Here is a 22,991-nt window from a genome sequence, read left to right on the forward strand (position 1 = left end):
CGATCGTCGCCGAGCGATCGTAGCCGACCCCGTCGCCGGGCACACACTCGGACGCCCGGTGCGCCGCGGAACCGGTCCGTGTTCGAGGCCCCGATCCACGCCCGGCGGGCCCTGCTCCCTGCGGCGGGGTACCGGACCCGAGCGCTGCTAGAGTGCCGGATGGCTCGCGACCGGCGAGCGACGGCGCAGGGGCGTCGGGTGAGGAGACGCGGGACACCGATGACCGGAACGAGGCTCGGAACGACCGGACGGACCAGGACGACCGGTGCACGACGCCCCGCCTGGCAGGTGTTCCTGATGGCGTTCCTCGTGATCGCGGCCATGGCGGGCAGCTGGGCGATGACCAGCCCGCTCGAGTCCGCACCGGACGAACCCGCGCACACCATCCACGCGGCCGCCGTCGTCCGCGGTGAGTTCATCGGCGACGAGTCCTCCGTGCAGCGAGGTGCCAGTGACGTCGAGGTACCGGCCTGGGCCGCACAGACGTCGAAGCTCGCGTGCTTCGCCTTCAACCCGGGCATCGCCGCCAACTGCCAGGAGCCGGTGACCGAGTCCGACGCCGAGCAGACCGCCACGACGAGCGCCGGGTCCTACAACCCCGTCTACTACGCGGTCGTCGGCCTGCCGTCACTGGTCCTCGACGGCAAGAGCGCGCTGTACGCGATGCGGGGTCTGAGCCTGCTCTGGTGCTCCGCGCTCCTGGCACTGGCGGTCGTGGCACTCACCGGCCTCCGCGCTCGCGGGTGGGCGTTGGGTGCCTTCGCGGTCGCCGTGACCCCGATGGTCCTCTTCATCCTCGGCTCCGTGAACCCGAGTGCGCTCGAGATCTCCGCGACCGTCATGCTCTTCTGCTGGCTGACGCTCATCGCCGAACGCCGCGCCGCCCGGGTCGCCCCCGCGCACGCGGCCGCCGTCGCGGTCTCCGGCGCGCTGCTCGCCAACACCCGGAGCATCGCCCTGCTCTGGTTGCTCATCGTCGCGGTCGCCACCCTCTTCGACCTGCGCCTGCTCGGCCGTCTGGTGCGTTCGCGCGCCGTCTGGATCGCCGCCGCCGTGCTCGCCGTCGCCGCGGTCGCCGGGTTGGCGTGGACCCTCGGGAGCAACAGCCTCGGCGAAGGGGTGCCGTACGCCGGAACGGGGACGAGTCACCTGCGCGGCTTCGTGCACATGTTCGCGCTGACGTTCCAGAACTCCGACGGCTACATCGGCCTCTTCGGCTGGATCGACACCGCACTCCCCCCGTCGACGGTCTCGCTGTGGGGTGGCCTGATCCTCGCCCTGACGATCGGCGCGCTCGTCTTCGGCCACGGCCGTCGACGCTTCGGCGTCATCGTCCTCGCCGCGGCGATGGTCCTCGTCCCGCCGGTGGTCCAGGGCATCGCCGTCACCGAGTACGGCTACATCTGGCAGGCCCGCTACGTCCTCGCGATCCTCGCCTGCATGGTGATCGCCGCCGGTGTCGCGCTCGACCACGCCTTCCCGCACGCGTTCGCGAACTCCCGGGTGCGGTGGATGTTCGGGTTGATGCTCGCGACCCTCGCCGTGCTGCACGTGCACAGCTCGATCTGGGCACTGAAGCGGTACGTCGTGGGCGCGCACCTCGGGTGGCGCACCATGGTCACCGAGCCGCAGTGGCAGCCGCCGCTCGGGTGGCCCGTCTGGGTGGGCGTGCTCACCCTCGCGGTGGTCGTCGGCGGGTTGCTCGTGATGCGCGTCGCCGTCGCGCCCGCCGGGCCGGTCACGGTCGACGCCTCCGACCCCGCCGGGCTCGACGACGGTCGTCCGCCGCGGGAGCCGGCAGTCGCCGACGAGGCGTTCTCCGACGACGCGACCGCGGACACCGCGCCCACCCGCACGGTCGCGCCGGCCGACGTGCCGGCACCCGACGTCCGCTGACCACGCAGCCACCGACGGCGACGCCGACGCCGGGCCCGGACGCGGGTGCGGACGCGGGATGACGCGCGCTCGGTAGCGCGGTTCGGCCCACCCGTCCCGGAGCGTCCGCCCCACGGGTGGTCACCGGGCGCGCCGAGGCGCTCCGGCAGGACGCGCCCGGCGCTCCCACCACCGCCCTGCCGTTCCGCTCTCCCGCAGGCCCCGCCCCGCGCTCCGGTCACGGAAGCTCGATCACGGAACCGGCGCTCCGGCAGGGCGGGTCCCGTCGAGCCGGCTCCGCATGTCGACGGGTCCCCCGCCTCCCGGACGACGAACGCACCCGGCCGCCGATGATGCTCGGGCACGCCCACGACGCTCGAGCACACGGACGACGCCCGAACAGGCGGACGGCCCCGAGTCGCAGAGGAGTCGGGGCCGTCCGTGTGCGGTCGGGAGACGCCCGGTCAGGGCACCGTCACCGTGAAGCACCCGAGCGAGCTGTCCCCGCCGGTGCCGGTGTTCACCGCGGTGAAGCAGACCTGCTGTCGCCCGGACGCGGCCGGGACGGTCGTGTCGAAGCCGTGCGCCGGACCGAGGGCCGGGTAGGCGGCGCCCACGTCGCTGCGCGTGACGTTCGCCGTCAGCGGCGTGACGGTCGGACCGACCTGCGCCTTGACGGTGATCGCGGTCCCCGGGGTGTCCTGGTCGAAGGCCCACCCGCGGATCGCGATGCCGCCCGCGACACCGGTCACCGAGTCGACGGAGCCACGGGGCTTCGTACCCGGGTCACCGGCGACGGTGACCTGCCGGCAGCCGAGGTCGGTGTCCCCACCCTTGCCGTCGTTCACGGCCGTCAAGCAGACCGTCTGCGCGCCGGTGCCGGTGGGCACCGTCGCGTCGAACCCGGTCGTCCCGGTCGCCGCGGGGTACGCCTTGGGCACGTCGGCTCGGGCACCGGAGGCGGTGAGCACGGTGGTGACCCCGGCGACGCTCGCGCGGACCGCGATCGGCTTCGCCGTGTCGGGGTCGAACGCCCACCCGACGACGCGCACGCCGCCGGGGACCGCGGTCGCCGCGTCGTACCAGCCGATCGGCTTGCTGCCGGCGTCCGTGACCGTGACCGTCCAGCACCCGAGCGACGTGTCGCCGCCGGTGCCCGTGTTCACCGCGGACAGGCAGATCTGCGTCGGACCGGTGCGAGCCGGGACCGTCGCCTCGAACCCGTGCGCTGCGCCGGCGGCCGGGTAGGCGTTCCCGACGTCGGTGCGGACCGTGTCCGCGGTCAGCTTCGTGACCGTGCCCCCGACGGTCGCGGTGACCGTGAGCGGCGTCTTCGGGGTGTCGCTGTCGAACGCCCAGCCGCGCACCGTGATGCCACCCGGCGCGGCGGTGACGGCGTCGACGTTGCCGCGCGGGACGGCGCCCGTGTCCACGACCGGCTGCAGGACGGTGACCGTCTTGCACCCGAGGTCGGTGTCCTTGCCCGAGCCGACGTTCACGGCCGTGGCGCAGATCGTCTGCACGCCGGCGGGAGCCGTCACCGTGCCGCCGAACCCACTGGTCGCGCCGGCCTTCGGGTAGACCTTCTGCACGTCGGCTCGCGCCTGGTTCGTCGGCAGCGTCGACGAGGTCGACCCGACGCTCAGCTTGACCGTCAACGGACCTGCGGTGTCGGCGTCGAACGCCCAACCCCGGACGGTGATGCCACCGGCGGTCGGCGTCGCCGAGTCGAACACCCCGGTCGGCGAGTTGCCGCTCGCGGCCACGATCGTCACCGACCGGCAGCCGAGCCCGGTGTTCGCGGTGCCGCCGCCCTGGTTGATGCCGTAGGCACAGACGTTCCAGGTGCCGGGCGACAGGGTCATCGTCGTCTGGAAGCCGTGTGCCGCACCGTAGGCCGGGTAGACCTTCGCGACGTCCGGCCGGGACTGGTCGGCCGTGGCGTGCTGGCCCTGGGCGTTCGCGTAGACGTCGACGGGGATCGACGCGGTGGTGTCCGGGTCGATGGCCCACCCGCGCAGCGTCACGGTGTTGCCGGAGGTCGTCACGGAGTCGAGGGCGCCGAACGGGTTCCCGGTCGGGACCTGGACCGTCTGGCAGCCGGCGGACGTGTTCGGGCCGCCCTGCGCATCGATGAAGAACAGGCACACCTGGTGCTGACCACCCGCGATGCCGAACGTGCCGCCGAAGCCGTGGTCCGGTCCGTTGCTCGGGTACGCCGCGCCGACGTCCGCGCGCCGCTGGTTCGCGGTGAGGGCGCCCGCGCCGACACCGTCGATGTAGACGTGCACCTGGATCGGCGTCTTCGCGGCGTCCGGGTCGATCGCCCAGCCGGAGACGCTGACGGAACCGACGCCGGTCGTGATCCCCTCGACGTTGCCGAACGGCTGCGACGCGCCGGTCGGCGACCCGAACCAGTTCTGGTAGTAGTTGAAGAAGTTCAGGTTGCCGTAGGCGCCGCAGTCCTTGTCCGCGCGACCGGCGAGGACGTTCGCGTTCGGCTGGTACGGCGTGTAGTAGTACAGCGCCGCCGTTGCCTTGTTCTGGACGGTCACCTTGCTGGACCCACACGACGGGGTCGGGTTGAACCGGACGTCCGAGGGCACGCCGATCGGGTACCAGGTGAAGTAGTTGCTCGTGCCCGGCGGGTTGCCGTAGCGCTTGAGCTGCCACGCGGCGAGGTAGATCTGGTTGTACAGGCCGGCGTACGCGGGGTCGCACCAGCCGGGCTTCGCGGTGTTGTCGGGGCAGGCGTAGCCCATCGCCCGGTCCAGGCGCGCGTCGGACGGCGCGGACATCGTGACGAGCGACTGCTCCTTCTGCAGGATCACGAGCAGCGCCTTCGCGCTGATGCTGCACGACCGCTGCACCTTGTAGATGATGGTGGAGGTCAGCTCGTTCGCCGCGCCCTGGTACGCGGCACACATCGCGTCGGCGCCCCGCGACGTGGTGTTCGTCCGCTTCAGCCGCAGGCAGTTCCCGTTGCCACAGGACGGCTCGTTCGCGTTGAGGAACGCCTGGATCTCCGCCTCGGACATCGCGTTGGCGTTGTAGAAGTTCGCGTCGGAGATGATGTTGCCGGCTTGGAACGTCGCCGCGCCGGCGGAGTTCGACTGGACGGCCACGAGCCCGCCGACCACGGTCGCGACGAGCGCGAGCGCGATGGCACTCCGGAACCAGATGGATCGCAGCAGCGCTGCCATGGGTGCTTCCCCTTCGGGCGTCCGCCGCGCGTCGGCACGGCGCCTGATCACCTGCTGTCGGGAATCAGCAGACATGGACAATCAGATGCTATGTGATCACACGAGTTCACATCAGCCCCAACCGTGTCCCCGAACGAGGGGTGCGCGTGTCGGTTCGGCGCTCAGCGCACGCAGCGGGGCGGGCGGGGGGGGCGCCCCCCCGCCCCCCCCCCGGGGGGGGGGGGGGGGGGGGCGCCCCCCCCCCCCCCCCCCCGCTGCGTGCGCTGGCGCGTGCCCTCAGTGCGCGGTGTCGGCCGCCTCGTCCGCGGTCTCCGGCTCGACCGTGGTCGCGGCAACGGCCGCCTCGGCGGCCGCGAGCGTACCGGCCGGTGCCACGACCGGCTGCTGCCCGGCGAGCACGCCCTCGGGGTCGACGAGGAACGGGTAGATGTGCTCGAGCGCGTGGTCCCACGAGCTGTGGTTCGCGTCGATGGTCGCGAGCGCACCGGCGGACAGCTTGCGACGCAGCTGCGCGTCACGGATCAGCGAGTCGAGGTTCTCGACCATGTCGTCGAGCGAGCGCATGGTGAGCTGCGAGTTCTCGTCGTCGCGGAACAGCCACGTGAACCACTCGCTGTCCGGCGCCACCATCGGGACACCGCTGGCCATGAGCTCGAGCGGCAGGTAGGACGGGTGCCGCGAGATCTGCATCGTCAGACCGATGTCCGTCTCGCGGTACATGCGCCCGGTCGCACGGTAGTCGAGCAGGCCCATGTCGATGAAGTCGGCGCTCTGCGGCAGGTACCGGGCGCCGGCGGCGAGGATCCGGACCCCGTCGCCGTGGCGACGCTTGATCTCGGTCAGGGCCTGGAAGACGAGCTCCCAGCAGTTCCGGAAGTGGTCGCGGGCGTACGCGAAGATCGTGACCGGCTCGTCCTCGCCCTTCTCACGGCGACCGTCCGGGTGGTAGATGGACCGGTCGACGGCGGGCGTGAAGGGGATGGACTTGCCGCCGTACTCCCCCGAGTAGATGCGGTGCATGCTCTCGGTGTTGCAGATGCCGTACAGCCCGAGGCGGTAGCTCTCCTCGGCCATCGCGAACATGCTCGACGCCGGGTAGAAGGCGGGCTCGTAGTCCTGCATCAGGTAGAACTTGCGCGGCGCGCTGTCCGAGCGCGCGACGTGCATCGCGGTGAGCCAGAGCGTGGCGATGGCGGCGTCGGCCTCCGGGACGGCCGCGATCTGCTCGTCGGAGCCGTCGTAGAACATGACCTCCGACTCGGTCAGCGACGGGAACGCCGCGGCGATCGCCGACTTGATGTAGGCCTCGTTCGGCTGGGCGTAGGCGATGAACCGGTGGTGGACGCCGTGCTCACGGGTCAGCTTGTCCGCGAGGCGGAAGGCCGTGTTGAGACCGCCGAAGAACGGCATGTCGACGTCCGGGATGAACCAGTTGATGGTCCGGACCGGCCGGGGGCCGGTCGTCGCGGCGTGCACCGCGTGCACCCGCTCGACGGTCTCGTGGGTGATGGAGGCCACGCCGAGGAGTGACTTCGCCTCGTCGGAGATCGAGGAGCTCTGCGCGACCTTCGTGTAGGCGCGTCCGAGCACGGCGAACGCGAGCTGGACCGGCTTCGGGTCGCGCGTGCTCGCGAAGCGCGGGACGGCGGAGAGCCGGGACACGTTCGGCGACGAGTAGGGGTCGCCGTTCTGCAGCCACGGGTGGTACCGCCAGTAGCTGGCGTAGAAGTCCTCCATCGGGACCGAGGTCCCGCGGGTGATCGACTCGTAGTGGCGCACCATGTCGAAGGGGATGACGACGTTGCGACGGCCGGCGATGACCTGGTCGAGGCCGAGCACGACGTCGCTCCCGGTCAGGATGAACCGCTCGTCGAGGCCGCCCACCTCCTCGAAGTGCTTCCGGCTGATCGCGACGCACGCCCCGGTCACCGCGAGGGAGTCGCGGTACCAGCGGGTCGAGCCGAGCAGGGTCTCGGCACCGGGCTGCATCCCGGTGAACAGGTTGTCCGCGAAGCCGTTCGGGCCCACCATCACGCCACCGTGCTGGATCAGGCCGTCGCCCTGACGGTGCTGCATGCCCACGGTCGCGACGCCGTCCCGCTCGAGCATGCCGACCATGTCGCGCAGCCACGTCGGGTCGACGATCTCGGTGTCGTCGTTGAGCATCAGGACCACGTCGCCGTCGGTCGACCGGACGCCGACGTTGTTCACGCGCGAGTAGTTGAACGGGGTCTCGGTCCACCAGATGACCTTCGGCACGATGCCGTGCTCGCCCGAGGCGTACCAGGCGGCGCGCTCCTCGTCCTCGCCGCCGTTGTCGACGATCGTGACGTCGAACTCGGGGTAGTCCGTGCGGGCGAGGCTCGGGAGCAGGCGGTCGAGGTTCGACCGGTTGTGCCGGGTCGGGATGACGATCGACACCTTGGGCCAGGCCTCGGGCTCGAAGGACACCCGCACGACGCCGTCCTGGGGACGCGTCGTCACCGTGTGGCCCTGGGCCTCGAGCACCTCGCGCACCATCGCCGCGTCGGCGGGGGTCGCCCGCCAGGCGGTCTCGTCGACGCGCTCCGAGAGCAGGACCCGGGAGACGTTGCCCACGGTCCGTTCCTCGAGGCGGGCGCTGAGCAGGAAGCGCCAGACACCGCGGTCGGACAGGTCGGCCTCGGGCACCCGGGACACGACGGCACGACTCGCAGCGAAGGCCCGACCGATGTAGTTGGCCCCGAGGAGCATCTCCGGCGACCACATCGGACGGAAGCGCGGCGAGGTCCGGCGCCCCCGACGGCCGATCTGGTCGGAGTCGAGGACGATCAGCCCGAGCGCCGGGTCGATGCGGTGCAGGCGCGCGATGTCGGTGAAGGCGTTCGACCGGAGGACGCTGCCGCCGCGGAGGAACAGGAAGAAGTCGGCGTCGACCTGCTCGGTGATGGCCGCGAAGGTCGTGCCGCGCGGCACGACGACCGCCTCGACCTCCCCGTCACCGCGCTGGGCCCGGACGCTGTCGAGCGTCACCTGGTCGGCCTGCGGGTCCGTCGACTCGACGACCACGGCGAAGCGGGTCTGGGAGACGCGGTCCAGCGGCGCGTGCGGGATGCGCCGCTGCTGCGCGAGGAAGTCGTGGTACGACTCGAACCCGGCGGCGCGCTGCGGCACCTTGGCGAAGAGCTGCTTGGTGTCGGCGAGCCAGACCCGGGCGCCCTTGTAGGAGTGGAAGCCCGCGATCGCGAGACCCCGGCTCCGCGAGTTCATCGGGAGCGACTTCCGTGCGCTCGCGACGGCCCAGACCCTGAACTTGTGCAGCAAATTGCTCTCCCTGACGTGTCGATCGACTCGGGCAGTCTAGAGGGTGTTCACCGGCCGAGGACCGATGCGGTGGCGTCCAGGTAGGTCGCCCCGTACCGCTCCGTCGGTTCCAGGACCGCCCCCTCGGCCCACTCGTTCCAGGCGTTGAGGAAGACCACCGGCGCGTCCGGGGTGACCCGCTCCGCGGACCGGACGGCCTCCGCCAACCAGCGGCGGAACGTGAACGGGTTGGCGCCGTACCAGAGGTCCGGAGCGAGCTGTCGGCGCGCGGTGTTGTCGAAGCCGACCATCACCCCGGGAGCGACGTCGCCGAGCCCGCCGGGAGCACGGAGCCGGTCGATCGTCTCGTCCGCCATCGCGCGGTACTCGAGGATGCGACCGGCGAACGCCGGACGGACCTCGAGGGCGCCCTGTTCCTTCCACCGCCAGGGGTGGTTGTGCGGGGGGAACCCGAGCAACCCGTCGAGCCCGGAGTCCGCGAGCCCGTCCGCGCCCAGCCCGTCGAACACCGCTCCGACGTCGACGCCGAGCACGTGCAGCGGACCGACCCCGGCCTCCTCGGCCCGTCGACGCCACGCGGCGATGGTCGCGCGGTGGTCGGGCAGGTGCGCCGGCCGGTACACGGCGATGACCGCGGCACCCCGGATGCGGTACCAGCGCGGGTCCGCCAGGAGCGGGAGGAGGTGCTCGAGGAAGTCCTCGGCGGGGACGCGGTCGTAGTCCTGGGCGATCAGGACGGAGTCGCCGCGTCCGTCCCAGGTCCGCGTCCAGTCCTCGTTCGCCCACATCACGCAGAACCGCTGGTCCAGGTCGCTCGCCGCGAGGCGCTCGAGCGGCATGCTCATCAGCTGCTTGCCCGCGAACCAGTAGTGGTAGTACATGAAGACCCCGATGCCGGCGTCCTGTGCGAGTCGGGTCTGGGCCGCCCGGACCTCGTCCCGGTGCAGGTCGTAGAAGCCCAGCGTGCTCGGGAGCATCGGCTGCGCGTGCCCGAGGTGGTCCGGGACGGCACGCGTGACGTTGGTCCACTCGGTGAAGCCGGTCCCCCACCAGGCGTCGTTCTCCGGGAAGGTGTGGAACTGCGGCAGGTAGAAGGGCACGACCTCGGCGGCCACCGGCGGTGCCGGACGCCGCGGGGGCAGGGCGTCCGCCGCCGAGACGGTCAGACCGCTCTCCACGGTGAGTACCCCGAGCAGCCGCTCGACGGCGTGCGCGGTCGTGCCGTCGATCTCGCCGCGTTCGTCCGGGAAGTCCTCGCGGTCCATCCGGAGGGCACGCAGTCCACGGAGCACGAACCCCTTCGTCCAGTAGACCGAGCCGCCCGGGAAGCGCAGGTCGATCGGCAGGTCCTCGAGCTCGATCCGACGCAGCAGCGACCGGACACCGGGTTCGTCGGCGCCCCAGTGCTCGGCGCCCACGATCGAGGCGCCGGAGGTGACCATGCCGGCGTCGGAGTGCCGGAGCGCGTCGAGCACCCGGGCGACCTGCTCCGGGCTGCCGAGCACCGCGTCGAGGAGCTCGTCGCGCCACTCTGCCCCGCTGCCGGACAGCGTCGCGTGGCCGGCCCGCCAGGCCGAGCGCTTGGTGTGCACCTTGAGGACCGCGTCGTACCCGTCGAGCAGGCCGGCGTTCACCACCGACACCAGCGGCAGCACGTCGCGCCCGCGGTTCTCGATCGGCAGGACGAGCACGCGGCGCACGAGGTCGAGGGCGCTCGTGTCGAGGTCGACCTCGACGCCGTCCGTCACGGTCACGACGAGGTCGAACGGTTCCGGGACGGCACGGAGGCGCTCGACCAGACCGGGGACGAGCTCCGGGTAGTGCACGTGCAGGACGACGGCGACCCGCGGTCGGTCCGGCGGCGTCGAGGTCGGAGGCACCGCGGCGTCCGCGGCCGTCACCAGCGCACGCCACTGCTCGGGGAACCCGACGAACCGACCACCGGAACGGCGTTCGACCCAGGTCCGGAAGTCGTGCGGCGGACGCGACCCGACCTCGGCGGCGGCGGCCTGGCGGATGAGGGCGCGTCCGAGACGGATGCGGTACCGACCGAGACGTCGCTTCGCCCCGGCGAGGGTCGGGATCCTGATGGTGGTGCCCCTTCCGGTCAGTCGGTGCGGGGTCTCGACCACCGCTCCAGCCGGTCTATCGTAGTATCTCCGCGGCGATCTCCCGGTCGCCGCCGGTCCTGCGCACCCGCGGGACCGAACCCTCGTGAGGAGACCGCACCCCATGCCTGACGCGAGTTCAATGGCCGTCCGACGGGCGGAACGGCTGGCGACCGAACCCTGGCAGCACGCGGGTGCCCGCGGCACCGGCCTGGCGGGGTTCGCCAACAGCGTGCGCGACATCTGGGCCCAGCGCGAGCTGCTCGGCATGCTCACGAAGCGCGAGCTCAAGGCCCGGTACAAGGACTCGTCGCTCGGCTTCCTGTGGAGCCTCGCACGTCCCCTCACCCAGCTCTTCATCTACTACGTCGTGCTCGGGACGTTCCTCGGCAACGCGAAGGCGATCGACAACTTCGCGATCTACATCTTCTCCGGGCTGACGATCTTCACGGTCTTCCAGGAGATCGTCGGCTCCGGCACCGCGTCGATCGTGGTGAACTCCGGCCTGGTGAAGAAGGTCTACCTGCCGCGCGAGATCTTCACGCTCTCGTCCGTCGGGTCGGCGCTGTTCAACTTCCTCATCCAGTTCGCCATCCTGCTCGTCGCCGCGCTCGCGCTCCAGACGATCGCGTTCGGCTGGGACCTGCTCTACGGGGTCGCCGCACTGGTGCTGACCATCGTCTACGCCGTCGCCCTGGCCCTCCTGCTCGGTGCCCTCAACGTGTACCTCCGCGACGTGCAGTACCTCGTCGAGGTCGTCCTCATGCTCGCGATGTGGGGCTCCCCCATCGTCTACTCGTGGACCCAGGTCGCCACGCGCGTCCCCGGGTGGCTCACCGAGCTGTACCTCAACAACCCGGTCACCCTCGCGGTGATCGGCTTCCAGCAGGCGATGTGGGGCGCGACCAGCCACGGCACGACGCCGGACCACCTCGCCACCCGCATGCTCGTCGCCCTCGTCGTGGGCTTCGTCCTGCTGTTCGTGTCACAGCGGGTCTTCGCCCGCCTGCAGGGCAACTTCGCCCAGGAGCTCTGATCGATGTCCACCGCCACCCCCATCGTCCGCGTCCAGGACGTCTCCAAGCGGTTCGTCCTGCACAAGGAGAAGAGCCTCAAGGAGCGCGTCCTCAGCGCCGGCCGCAACAACGCCTTCCGTGAGGACTTCTGGGCGCTCCGCAACATCGGCCTCGAGATCGACTCCGGTTCGACCGTCGGCCTGATCGGCCCGAACGGGTCCGGCAAGTCGACGCTGCTCAAGACCATCGGCGGCATCATCCAGCCGACGAGCGGATCCGTCGTCCGGCGTGGCCGGATGGCGGCGCTGCTCGAGCTCGGCGCCGGCTTCCACGCCGACCTCACCGGCCGCGAGAACGTCTACCTGAACGCGTCGATCCTCGGCCTCTCGCGGACGCAGACCGACCGCTACTTCGACGACATCGTCGAGTTCTCCGGCATCGCCGAGTTCATCGACACGCAGGTGAAGTTCTACTCGAGCGGCATGTACGTGCGACTCGCGTTCGCCGTCGCCGTGCACGTGGACCCGGACCTGCTGCTGGTCGACGAGGTCCTCGCCGTCGGTGACGAGGCCTTCCAGAAGAAGTGCCTCGACAAGATCGCCTCCTTCCAGAAGGAGGGCCGGACGATCGTGTTGGTCACGCACACGCTGAACCAGATCACCGACCTCTGCTCCCGCGCGCTCGTGCTCGCCCGGGGCAGCGTCGTCTTCGACGGCGACCCGACCGACGCCGTGAGCGTCCTCCGCTCCGGGTTCCAGACCACGATCGCGGCCGACGAGGAGAGCGCGCGTCGCACCGAGCCGGAGCCCGAACCCGCCCCCGCGTTCGACATCGCCCGGGTGGAGTCGATCGTCGTCGCCGGTGACCGTGACGACAAGAGCGGCCAGGTCGTCGTCCAGCCCGACCGTCCCCTGACCATCGACGTGACCGTCGACGCGCGGACGCAGCTCGACGAGTGGGGCATCGGCGTGCACGTCGACAACCCGTTCGGCCAGGTCGTCGTGGGCACCCACAGCGACCTCGTGAAGACGCCGATCCCGTCCTTCGTCGGCAAGAAGACGGTCCGCTTCACGTTCTCGGACGTCCGCCTCGGCGGCGGGGAGTACCGGGTCACGAGCGCCGTCTTCGGCCGCAACAGCCAGGAGCTGCACCGCATCACGGACGGCGCGACCTTCACGGTCCGTCCGACCGCGACCTCCTACGGTCCGATCGGCGCCGCCGCCGCGATCCAGTTCTGACGCCGGTGCCCGGCCGGATCGAGGTCGTCGTCGTCAACTGGCGACGCGCCGACCTGACGATCGAGTGCGTCGAGTCGCTCCGGGGCCAGGCCGACGAGCTCGGCGCGGTCGTCACCGTCGTCGACAACGCCTCCGGTGACGGCTCGGCCGAGCGGCTCCGCGCTGCGCTCCCTGGAGTCCGAGTGCGCGAGAGCCCGGACAACGGCGGGTTCGGCGCCGGTGTGGACCTCGCGGCAGCGGCCTCGACGGCGGACGTGCTCGTGCTGCTCAACAACGACGCCGTCGCCGAGCCCGGGTTCCTGGCCGCGCTCACCGCCCCGGTGCTCGACGGCTCGGTGACCGGTGCGACGACCGCCAGGATCCTGCTCCGGAGCGGACCGGGCGAGCCGGTGCTGACCAACTCGACCGGCAACGTCGTCGACCGCGCCGGGAACGGCGGCGACCGCGACTGGCTGGTCCCCCACCCCGCACCAGCGGAGCCGGCGGTGTTCGGCTTCTGCGGCGGTGCCTGCGCGATCGCGATGCCCGCGTTCCGGGCCGCCGGCGGCTTCGACGAGTCGCTCTTCATGTACTACGAGGACACCGACCTCAGCTGGCGGCTCCGCCGGCTGGGCCACGACGTCCGCTTCGTCGGCGACGCCGTCGCGGTGCACCGGCACGCCTCGTCGCTCGGCACCGAGTCCGAGGGGTTCGTGGTCGCGAACACGCGCAACCGCCTGGTCGTGGCGGTGAAGAACGCAGCGTGGCCGGTCGTCGCACGCGCGGCGGCACGTGCGGTCGTCCGGACCGCGCTCGACACCGTGGCCCGTGACCCGCGCAGTCGACGGCGCGCACGCTGGGAGCGGCGCGCGCTCGCCCAGGCCGCCAAGCGCCTCCCGGCCGCCCTGCGGGCACGACGCACCATCGACCGGACGGCCACCGCGCCGCGGCCGCGCACGACCATCTGAGCCGACGCCACCCGCGACCGCCAGGAGGCAGTCGCAGGCGGCCGTCGACCGCCGCCCTCAGCCTCGTCCGCAGCCCTCAGCGGCGCCCGACGACCCGCAGGGCGTCCCGGCGCACCCGGTCCCGGATCCGCTCCGTCACGAGACGCGGGCCGCCCTCGCGGAGCAGCCTGGCGAATGTCACGAGGTCGTCGCGGCGGGTGCGGGCGGGGAGCGGCGGCGGATCCTCGACCATGTTCCAGATCGGCACCTCGCTCCGGACCGGCGCGTCCAGGAACTCGAGGAACGGTTCGAGCACGCGGTCCCAGGTCATCTCCGCTGCGAGTTCCCGGGACGCCGCGGCCCACGCCTCGCGTGCGCTGCTGTCCTGTGCGGCGCGCACGATCGCGGCGGCGAGGGCGTCGACGTCGCCCACGGGCACGGTCAGGCCGTTGCCACGCCGTTCGACGAGGTCCGCGAACACGTCGCCCTCGCTCGTGATGATGGGCAGCCCGGCCCACAGGTAGTCGAGGTTGCGCGTGCGGAAGCTGAAGCGGGTCTCCAGACCGGCCGGGTGCGTGGTCACGCCGATGTCCGCCTCGGCGAGGTAGCCGGCACGCTCGTCGTAGGGCACCCACTCCTCGTTGAACACGACGTGGGTGCCGAGGATCCCGAGCTCGCGCGCGAGAGCGACGGCCTGGTCGGGGACCGCGTGCCCGTCGAGCATCGCGTTCGGGTGCACCTTCGCCATGAAGAAGAGCCGGAGCTCGGGGACCTCGTGGCGGGCCACGTCGACCGCACGGATCAGGGTCATCGGGTCGAACCAGTCGTAGAGGCCGCCGCCCCAGACGAGCACGAAGTCGTCGGCGCCGATGCCCTCGACCTTGCCGCGGAGCGCACCGGGGGTCGGCTCGAAGGCCTGGCCGGTGACGCCGAACGGGGCGATCCGCACGAGGTCGTCGATGGTGCCGTCCTCCGTGCCGTTCTGCGGTCGGACACGACCGAGCGCGGCGAGCTGCCCGATCCACAGGTCGCGCTGCCGGTCGTTGGCGCAGAGCACGAGGTCGGCGCGGGCGAGCTGCGCGTTGAGCTCCTTGGTGAGCTCGCTGACCACGCGCGTCTCCTGGTCGCGGTCGAACCCGTGCTGGCGGCCGAGGAACTCGAGGTGGAAGGGGTCGTAGAGGTCCATCACCTGGACCTGCGGACGGACCGCGAGCCACGGCACGGTGTTGTAGAACCCGCCCTGGAAGACGACGACGTCGCACTCGTCGACGAGCGCCTCCGCGTTGTCCGCGCGGAACTCGACGACCCGGAAGCCCTCGCCCTCCCGGGACACGGAGCGGGACGACGCGATCGTCACGTGGTGGTGGCGCGCGGTCAGGGCCCTGGCGATCTCCCACGCACGGATGGCCGGACCAGCGAGGCGTTCCGAGATGGGTTCGCCCACGATCAGGAGCACGCGCGCGCGAGCGGGGACACGGGTTGCAGTCACCCCAGCGAGCGTAGTGGCAACGGGGTTCCGTTATGCTTGACGCTGCCCTGCCGCCCGAGAGGAACCGCACAGCTCCATGACCGTTCCACTGCTCATCGACGGGACCGCGATCCCGGAACGGCTGGGCGGAGTGGGGCGCTACCTCGAGGGGCTGGTGTCCGGACTCGACGAACTCGGCGCGTCGTTCGCACTCGTCCTGCGACGCGAGCACGTCCACCACTTCCGGGCGCTCGCCCCGTCCGCGAAGATCACCGTCGCCCCGGACTGGATCCGCTCCAGGCCCCTGCGCTTCGTGTGGGAACAGGTCGGACTCCCGTGGCTCCGCCTCCGCGCCCGGGCGCGCGTGCTGCACTCGCCGCACTACACGTTCCCGCTGCTCGCGCACCGCAACGTCGTGACGCTGCACGACGCGACCTTCTTCAGCGACCCGCAGGCACACAGCAGGATCAAGCGGACCTTCTTCCGCGCATGGATCCGGGCCGCACTCGTCGCCCGACGTGTCTGCATCGTGCCGAGCGCCGCCACCGCCGCCGCCCTGCGCGAGCACGTCGACGCGGTCCGGAGCGACGTCGTGGTCGCGCACCACGGCGTCGACCACACGGTCTTCCACGAACCGACCGACGCCGAGGTGGACCGCGCCGCGGCGCACCTCGGCCTCGACCGTGACCGCGGCTGGATCGCCTTCCTCGGCACCATCGAGCCGCGCAAGAACGTCGGACCGCTCGTCGAGGCGTTCCAGAGCCTGCGACGCTCGCGACCGGACGGGCCGGACCTGGTCGTGGCCGGTCAGCGCGGCTGGGACACGGTCGCCGCCGCCGCCCTGGACGCCGTCGGTCCGGTCGACGGCGTGCACGAGGCCGGGTACGTCCCGCTCGAGTCGCTCCCCGGTCTGCTCGGCGGCGCCACGGTGGTCGCCTACCCGAGCTCTGCCGAGGGCTTCGGCCTCCCCGTGCTCGAGGCGATGTCGACCGGGGCCTGCGTCCTCACCACGGACCGCACGGCCCTGCCGGAGGTCGGTGGGGACGCCGTCGCCTACACCGAGCCCGATGCGTCGAGCATCGCGGCCGCGCTCCTCGCCCTCGTGGACGCGCCGGAGCGCCGCGCCGGACTCGGGCGCGCCGCCGTGGACCGCGCGGCCACGTTCAGCTGGGCAGCGACCGCGAGCCGGCACCTCGAAGCGTTCCGGAGCGCATCGTGAGTCGCGTCGCGGTCGTCACGGTCGCCTACGACTCCGCGGCGGCGCTCGAGGGGTTCCTCGGGAGCATCCGCGCCTCGGAGCACCACGGCGACGCCGACGTCGTCGTGGTCGACAACGCCTCGTCGGGGCAGGAGGCCGCCCGAACCGTCGCCGAACGGCACGGCGCCCGGTTCCTCCCGCTGCCGGACAACCGCGGGTACGGCGGCGGGGTCGCGGCCGGGCTCGCACTGGTCCCCGACGACGCCGAGTACGTCCTGGTGTCGAACCCCGACGTCGAGGTCCGGCCCGACGCGATCGCCACGCTCGTGGCGGCCGCCGACCGCACGCCGCTCGGAGCCGTCTTCGGACCGCGCATCCTCGACGCGGACGGACAGGTGTACCCGTCCGCCAGGAACGTCCCGTCGCTCCGAACGGGCATCGGACACGCCGCCTTCGGTCGGATGTGGCCGAGCAACCCGTGGTCGCTCCGGTACAAGGCCGAGCGGGACACCGACCGGGAGCGCGACGCCGGATGGCTGTCCGGCGCGTGCCTGCTCGTCCGCCGTGACCGGTTCGTCGCCCTGGGCGGGTTCGACGAGAGCTACTTCATGTACTTCGAGGACGTCGACCTCGGCGCGCGCGTCACCGCTGCCGGGTGGACCAACCGGTACGTGCCGGCCGCCGTCGTCACCCACACCGGTGCGCACTCGACCGCGCAGAACGTGCGGCGCATGGAGCAGGAGCACCACCGCAGCGCCTACCGGTTCCTGTCGCGCCGCTACCGCGCGTGGTGGCTCGCACCGCTGCGGCTGGTCCTCCGCGTGGGTCTGGCGGCACGGGCGCGCTGGGTCACCCGCTCGCAGCGCTGACGCCGGACGCGCTGACGCCGGACACGCTGACGCCCCGGTCTCGTCGAGACCGGGGCGTCGTCGTCCTGCCTACTTGCCGAGCAGCCGACGCAGGTAGACGCCGTAGCCGCTCTTGACCAGCGGTCCGGCGAGCGCCTCCAGGGCCGTGTCGTCGATCCAGCCGTTCCGCCAGGCGATCTCCTCGATGCACCCGATCTTGCTGCCCTGTCGGTCCTCGATGACCTTGACGTACTCGGACGCCTGCATCATCGACTCGAACGTCCCGGTGTCGAGCCACGCGGTCCCCCGGTCGAGGACCTGCACGCTCAGGCTCCCGTCGTCGAGGTAGCGCTCGTTCACGGTGGAGATCTCGAGCTCACCGCGCGCACTCGGCTCGATGGTCTTCGCGATCTCGACGACGCGGTTGTCGTAGAAGTACAGACCCGGGACGGCGTAGTCCGACTTCGGGACCGCGGGCTTCTCCTCGATGGAGAGCGCCCGGAACTCGTCGTCGAACTCGACCACGCCGTACGCCTTGGGGTCGGCCACCTGGTAGGCGAAGATCGTCGCCCCGTCGACCGAGGTGTTCCGCTTCAGGCTCGAGCCGAGGCCGGTGCCGTGGAAGATGTTGTCGCCGAGGACCAGCGCGACGCTGTCGTCGCCGATGAAGTCCTCGCCGATCACGAAGGCCTGGGCGAGACCGTCCGGACTCGGCTGCACGGCGTACTGGATGTCCATGCCGAGCGACGATCCGTCGCCGAGCAGCGCCCGGAACTGGTCGTTGTACTCGGGGGTCGTGATGACCAGGACCTCGCGGATGCCCGCCATCATCAGGGTCGACAGCGGGTAGTACACCATCGGCTTGTCGTAGATGGGCATGAGCTGCTTCGAGATGCCCTTGGTGATCGGCCAGAGGCGGGTACCGGACCCGCCGGCGAGGATGATGCCCTTCATCGTGCTCCCCCGTTCGTGCGCAGCGACTCCGTGTACGCGAGGCACTCGTCGAACGTCGGCAGCAGGCCGAGCTCGGCCGCCTGCTCGAGCGTCGGAGCGCTGGTGTCCTTCTCGGACAGCACCGGCTCACCGATGCCGTCCGGCAGCTCGAGACCGACGGTCGGGTCGAGGATGCTGATCCCCTTCTCCCGCTCGGGGTCGTAGTGAGCGCTCACCAGGTAGTTCACCGTGCTCTGGTCCTCGAGCGCGACGATCGCGTGCCCCAGCCCCTCGGACAGGTACACGGCCCGACGGTCGACGTCGTCGATGCGGACCGAGTCCCACTGCCCGAACGTCGGCGACCCGACGCGGATGTCGACGATGTAGTCGATGAACGCCCCGCGGACCGCGGTGACGTACTTCGCCTGGCTCGGGGCGACGAGGGCGTAGTGGATGCCCCGCGCGACGCCGCGCGAGGAGATCGACATGTTCACCTGACGGAGGTCGAGCGGGTGCCCGACGGTCTCCTCGAGCACGTCGGCGCGGTACGCCTCGAGGAAGGCCCCCCGTGCGTCGCCGTGCTGGACGGGGGTGAACTCCCACGCGCCTTGGATCTTGAGTTCGCGGATCTGCACCGGGGAAGCCTAGCAAAGGGGTCCGCCGGACGGATCGGACCGCGCTCCCACGTAGGCTGTGTCGGTCATCCCGACCGTGCCCCTCGCCCTTCCGACCAGAGCCCTCGCCCTTCCGACCAGAGAGCGACCCCAGCCCGTATGAAGCTGTTCGTCCAGATCCCGTGTCTCAACGAGGAGACCACCCTGCCCGCGGTCCTCGAGTCGATCCCGACGTCCGTGCCCGGTGTCGACGAGATCGAGGTGCTCGTCATCGACGACGGCTCGACCGACCGGACCGTGGAGGTCGCCCGCGCCCACGGGGTGACCCACTTCGTGCGCCACACCACGAACATGGGCCTCGCACGGTCGTTCCGCGACGGCGTCGACTACGCCCTGCTGCACGGTGCGGACATCGTCGTGAACACGGACGGCGACGACCAGTACCCGCAGGCCCGGATCGCGGACCTGGTGCAGCCCATCCTGCGCGGCGAGGCCGAGATCGTCATCGGTGACCGCCAGACGCGCACGATCGAGCACTTCTCGACCCTGAAGAAGGGCATGCAGCGACTCGGGTCGTGGGTCGCGAGCCGTGCCGCCGGGCTCGACCTGCCCGACGCCGCCAGCGGGTTCCGTGCGTACTCGAAGTACTCGCTGATCCGTCTGAACATCGTGACGCGCTTCAGCTACTGCATGGAGACGATCGTGCAGGCCGGCTACAAGCGGCTCGCGATCGCGAGCATCCCGATCACGACCAACCCGAAGACCCGCGAGTCCCGGCTGTTCCGCAACATGTGGCAGCACGTCTTCGCCTCGGGGTCCGCGATCGCCCGTGTGTACCTCATGTACCGCCCGATGGCGCTCTTCGCCTCGGTGAGCGCCGTGCTGCTCGTCGCCGGTCTGGTCCCGTTCGTGCGGTACCTGGTCCTGCTCACCAGCGGCTCCGGCGGCAACCACCTGCAGTCACTCCTCATCGGCATCGTCCTCGTGATCACCGCGGTCCTGTCGATGACGATCGGTGTCGTGGCCGACCTGACCCGACTGAACCGGACCCTCGCCGAGGAGCAGCTCGACCTGCAGAAGCTCGCTCGGTACGGTGACTGACCCCGTGACCGCCCCCACCCGCGGCGAACGCCTCGTCGTCCTCGCGGTCACCGCGACCTTCGGGGTGATCCTCGTCCTCTGGGCGGCGCTCGTGCCGACGTTCGAGGCTCCCGACGAGCGGGCGCACTTCGATGCGGCGGTGCACGTCGCGATCGGCGACGGATGGCCCGATCCGGGTGACCTCCACCTGCTGCAGGCCGTCGACGGGGCCGGCGCCGGGACGACGGCGTCGATGGGTACGTTGCTCGACGCCTCGGGTGCTGCCGAGGTCGACACCGTCGACCAGATGACGCAGCACCCGGCGACCTACTACGTGCTGGCCGCCGGGGTCCTGCACCTGGTCGACTTCGAGGCGCACCGCCCGGCTGTCGACGTGCTCGCGCTGCGCCTGTTCAGCGCACTGTTCGTCCTCCCGCTGCCGGCACTGGCGTGGGCCACGGTCCGACGGGTCACCCGGAGTCCGCGAGCGGCCGTGGTCGGCGCGTTCGCCGTGCTCGCGGTCCCCGAGCTCGCCTCGATCGGGGCCTCGGTCTCGAACGACCCTCCGGTGATGCTCTTCGGCGCCACCACGGTGTGGCTGGCCGTCCGGGTGCTGACCGGCGACGCTCGGACGAGGACCGCGTTCGCCCTCGCCCTGTCGCTCGGTGTCGCGATCCTCTGGAAGGGGACGGCGCTGCCGCTGATCCCGTTCGTCGCGGTCGCCGCCGCCCTGTCCGTCGGAGCGTCGGGTCGGCGGGTCGTGCTCCGGCGACTGCTGCGGGCGCTCTGGGTCCTGGCCGTCGCCGCGGCGGTCGGCGCGTGGTGGTGGCTCCGGAACCTGCTCGTCTTCCACACGCTGCAGCCGGACGGCTTCGCGTCGCTGCGTCCGCCGCAGCCGTTCCCCGCCGGGACCGGTCCCGACCCCGTGACGTTCGTCAGCATCTCGTGGAGCACGATCGCCCGGACGTTCTGGGGCAGCTTCGGCGGTGGGGCGCAGTGGGTCGTCTCGCCCGTCGTCTACGAGACCGCCACCGTGCTCGGTCTGGGCGCGGTGCTCGTGTGGGGCTTCCGGCGGGGGCCCGGCCTCGGTCTCGCCGTCACGCTCGCCGTCCTGCCCCTGACCGTCTTCGTCTTCCAGACGGTGACGAACTGGAACAGCTACCTCGCCACGACCTTCGTCGGCGGGACGCAGGGGCGGTACTCCTTCCCGGCGATCACCGCGTTCGTGGCGCTGAGCGCGATCGCGTGGCGCCGTGCCCTCGGCACACCCGCCGGCCGGCGCCGGTTCGCCACGGTCGTCAGCTCCCTCGCCGCCGCGCTGGCCCTGTACGGCCCCGTGGTGGCCTACACGTCGTTCGCCGAGGTCGCCCGCGCGCGGGTCACCTCGGCCGGGCTCGCGACGCTCGCGGCGTCCACCCCGGTCCCGGTGGCGGCGGTCGTCGCCGCGTGGGTCCTCGCGCTCCTGCTGGGCGTCGGTGCGGTCCTGCTGTCACGCCGCGTGCCGAGCAGCTCCACCACGCTCCCGTCGGTGACCGACATCGGAGCCCGCCCGTGAGGGGCCTCCGCCGAGTGTGGCAATCCTCGCACTCCGAGCTCCTGGCGGTCGCCGGGGTCAGCGCGACGTTCGTCCTGCTCCTCGCGACGTGGGCAGCCGTCAACCCGCCCCTGCAGGGTCCCGAGGAGGCCGCGAACGTCGACGCGGTCCTCCACCTGCTGGCGGGACAGCCGTGGCCGGCGACCGGTCACCTCCACTTCTTCCAGGGGCTGCTGGCCCAGGACGTCGCCGTCCGGTTGCCGCCGGTGTCGGAGCGCGGCTCGATCGCCGCGATCGTCGGGGACGGCACCGAGAACGCACTCCGGAACCCGATGTCGCAACACCCACCGACCTTCTTCGCGGTGCAGGCCGCCGTCGCGCTGGTGCTCGACGCCGGGTCCCGGCGCTGGGACCACGTGGTGCTCGTGATGCGCCTGGTCGACGTCCTGGCGATGGCGCCGCTGCCGGCGCTCGTGTGGGCTTCGGTGCGTCGCGCCACCCGCTCGCCGCGACTCGCGGTCGCGGCCGCTGCGGTCCTGCTCGCCGTGCCGCAGATCGCGCAGGTCGGGTCCTCCGTCTCGGTCTGGGTCCCGGTCATCGTCGCCGGCGCACTCAGCACCTGGCTCGCGGTGCGCGTGCTCACAGGCGACCGGTCGTGGTGGACCCTGCTGGCGCTCGGTGGGTCGGTGGCGGTCGGGACCGCCGTGTCGGCAGCCGGGTTCCTCGCGGTGCCGTTCGTCCTGGTCGCGGTGCTCGCCGGACGGCTCGGCAGCGCCGCGGCGCGGCGGCCCGATCGCGACGTGCTCGGCCGCGACGTGCTCGGCCGCGACGTGCTCGTCCGCGACGTGCTCGTCCGCGTCGGCAGGTGCCTGGTGGTGCTCCTCGTCCCCGCGGTCACGACCGGGTGGTGGTACGCCCGGCAGTTCGTCCGGACCGGTTCTCCGCAACCGGACCCGTACGCGCCGGTCCGCGACCCCTGGCCCGCGGGCCAGGGCCCCGACGTCGTGCAGTTCGTCGGGACGTTCTGGAACGGCATGTCGGACTCGTTCCTGGGGCTGCTCGGTCGGTACCAGTGGCCGCTCTCCCCCGTGATCGTCGACACCGCCACCGTGGTCGCGCTCGCCGCACTGGTGTGGGCCGCGGCGAGTCGGCAGGTCGACCGACGCTCGATGGCCCTCGTGGGCACGTTCCCGGTCACCGCCCTCGTCGTCGTCCTCGCCCGGGACTGGCCGACCTACGTCGGGCACGTCGGCATCACCGTGACCCAGGGCCGGTTCCTGTTCCCGGCGATCGCCGCCCTGCTGGTCGTGCAGGCGCTCGCCTGGCGAGGCCTGGTGGTCCGGCGAGCGGTCCGGGTCCGTCTGGCCCGAGCCGTCCTGCTGGTCGCCCCGGTCGTGGCCGTCGCAGCGCTCGGCCTGCTCTACTCGGGGTCCTTCGAGGGCCTCCAGTTCCGCGTCTCCACGGCGGGCCGACAGGCGCTCTGGACCTCGCTGCCGGCCGGCCGGGGCACACTCGCGGCGCTCGTGGGGCTCCTGGCCGTCGTCGGGCTCGCCACCGCGGTCGCCGTGTGGCGCTGGTTCGGTCGCGACGACACCGCCGGGACCGCGCCCGCTAGACTGCCCGCCGACCGTCGAACCGATCACTGAA

At 71.8% G+C, this 22,991-nt stretch carries 15 protein-coding genes; 9 read left to right on the forward strand and 6 right to left on the reverse strand.

Annotation, left to right across the window (positions count from 1 at the left end; genetic code table 11):
* Positions 1-219: 219 nt before the first annotated feature.
* Positions 220-1,896 carry a DUF2142 domain-containing protein gene (locus ACIPEQ_RS08585; RefSeq protein WP_402714854.1) on the forward strand — a complete coding sequence of 559 codons (1,677 nt, stop codon included), beginning with the start codon at positions 220-222 and terminating at the stop codon, positions 1,894-1,896.
* 443 nt (positions 1,897-2,339) lie between these two features.
* Here the strand turns inward: ACIPEQ_RS08585 and ACIPEQ_RS08590 are convergent, their stop codons facing one another.
* The 3 genes from ACIPEQ_RS08590 to ACIPEQ_RS08600 all read right to left on the reverse strand — a co-directional run bounded on the left by ACIPEQ_RS08590 (position 2,340) and on the right by ACIPEQ_RS08600 (position 10,513).
* The gene (locus ACIPEQ_RS08590) at positions 2,340-5,078 is read right to left on the reverse strand and encodes a hypothetical protein (protein ID WP_402714855.1); all 2,739 of its coding nucleotides are present in this window, start codon (positions 5,076-5,078) and stop codon (positions 2,340-2,342) included.
* A gap of 276 nt (positions 5,079-5,354) precedes the next feature.
* Entirely contained in the window at positions 5,355-8,381 is a 3,027-nt protein-coding gene (locus tag ACIPEQ_RS08595; protein ID WP_402714856.1) for a glycosyltransferase, read from the reverse strand.
* A gap of 47 nt (positions 8,382-8,428) precedes the next feature.
* Positions 8,429-10,513, reverse strand: coding sequence for a glycoside hydrolase family 99-like domain-containing protein (locus ACIPEQ_RS08600; RefSeq protein ID WP_402462353.1), 2,085 nt, complete (start codon positions 10,511-10,513; stop codon positions 8,429-8,431).
* 100 nt (positions 10,514-10,613) lie between these two features.
* Here ACIPEQ_RS08600 and ACIPEQ_RS08605 point away from each other — a divergent pair, with 100 nt between their 5' ends.
* From ACIPEQ_RS08605 to ACIPEQ_RS08615, 3 genes are read left to right on the forward strand one after another with little or no spacing between them, the layout of a single operon-like run.
* Positions 10,614-11,525: an ABC transporter permease gene (locus ACIPEQ_RS08605; protein ID WP_126890694.1), complete on the forward strand. Its 912-nt coding sequence runs from the start codon at positions 10,614-10,616 to the stop codon at positions 11,523-11,525.
* Between the two features lie 3 nt (positions 11,526-11,528).
* Entirely contained in the window at positions 11,529-12,743 is a 1,215-nt protein-coding gene (locus tag ACIPEQ_RS08610; protein ID WP_250367273.1) for an ABC transporter ATP-binding protein, read from the forward strand.
* Between the two features lie 5 nt (positions 12,744-12,748).
* On the forward strand, positions 12,749-13,690 hold the full coding sequence (locus ACIPEQ_RS08615; RefSeq protein WP_402462358.1) for a glycosyltransferase family 2 protein: 942 nt from the start codon (positions 12,749-12,751) through the stop codon (positions 13,688-13,690).
* 76 nt (positions 13,691-13,766) lie between these two features.
* Here the strand turns inward: ACIPEQ_RS08615 and ACIPEQ_RS08620 are convergent, their stop codons facing one another.
* The gene (locus ACIPEQ_RS08620) at positions 13,767-15,158 is read right to left on the reverse strand and encodes a glycosyltransferase family 4 protein (RefSeq protein ID WP_402462361.1); all 1,392 of its coding nucleotides are present in this window, start codon (positions 15,156-15,158) and stop codon (positions 13,767-13,769) included.
* Positions 15,159-15,234: 76 nt separating this feature from the next.
* Here ACIPEQ_RS08620 and ACIPEQ_RS08625 point away from each other — a divergent pair, with 76 nt between their 5' ends.
* Positions 15,235-16,356 (forward strand): glycosyltransferase family 4 protein, encoded by a 1,122-nt coding sequence (locus ACIPEQ_RS08625; protein WP_402462364.1) that lies wholly within the window; start codon positions 15,235-15,237, stop codon positions 16,354-16,356.
* Entirely contained in the window at positions 16,353-17,204 is an 852-nt protein-coding gene (locus tag ACIPEQ_RS08630) for a glycosyltransferase family 2 protein (RefSeq protein ID WP_250367277.1), read from the forward strand. The genes ACIPEQ_RS08625 and ACIPEQ_RS08630 overlap by 4 nt, the downstream gene beginning before the upstream one ends.
* A gap of 69 nt (positions 17,205-17,273) precedes the next feature.
* On the opposite strand, the gene rfbA is transcribed toward ACIPEQ_RS08630, so the two are convergent.
* Together rfbA and ACIPEQ_RS08640 are read right to left on the reverse strand one after the other, a co-directional pair.
* Positions 17,274-18,137: a glucose-1-phosphate thymidylyltransferase RfbA gene (gene rfbA / locus ACIPEQ_RS08635; RefSeq protein ID WP_209824129.1), complete on the reverse strand. Its 864-nt coding sequence runs from the start codon at positions 18,135-18,137 to the stop codon at positions 17,274-17,276.
* A complete protein-coding gene (locus tag ACIPEQ_RS08640) occupies positions 18,134-18,751 on the reverse strand; it encodes a dTDP-4-dehydrorhamnose 3,5-epimerase family protein (protein ID WP_126890688.1) in 618 nt (205 codons plus the stop codon). The genes rfbA and ACIPEQ_RS08640 overlap by 4 nt, the downstream gene beginning before the upstream one ends.
* 138 nt (positions 18,752-18,889) lie before the next feature.
* Between ACIPEQ_RS08640 and ACIPEQ_RS08645 the strand changes: the two genes are divergently transcribed.
* Genes ACIPEQ_RS08645 through ACIPEQ_RS08655 form a run of 3 tightly spaced genes read left to right on the forward strand, consistent with a single transcriptional unit; the run spans position 18,890 to position 22,990 of the window.
* The gene (locus ACIPEQ_RS08645; protein ID WP_126890687.1) at positions 18,890-19,831 is read left to right on the forward strand and encodes a glycosyltransferase family 2 protein; all 942 of its coding nucleotides are present in this window, start codon (positions 18,890-18,892) and stop codon (positions 19,829-19,831) included.
* Between the two features lie 4 nt (positions 19,832-19,835).
* Positions 19,836-21,365, forward strand: coding sequence for a phospholipid carrier-dependent glycosyltransferase (locus tag ACIPEQ_RS08650; protein ID WP_402462371.1), 1,530 nt, complete (start codon positions 19,836-19,838; stop codon positions 21,363-21,365).
* 14 nt (positions 21,366-21,379) lie between these two features.
* On the forward strand, positions 21,380-22,990 hold the full coding sequence (locus ACIPEQ_RS08655; RefSeq protein WP_402462374.1) for a hypothetical protein: 1,611 nt from the start codon (positions 21,380-21,382) through the stop codon (positions 22,988-22,990).
* Position 22,991 lies beyond the last annotated feature (1 nt).

The organism is Curtobacterium sp. NPDC087080, from assembly GCF_044745105.1.
Classification (GTDB): Bacteria; Actinomycetota; Actinomycetes; order Actinomycetales; family Microbacteriaceae; genus Curtobacterium.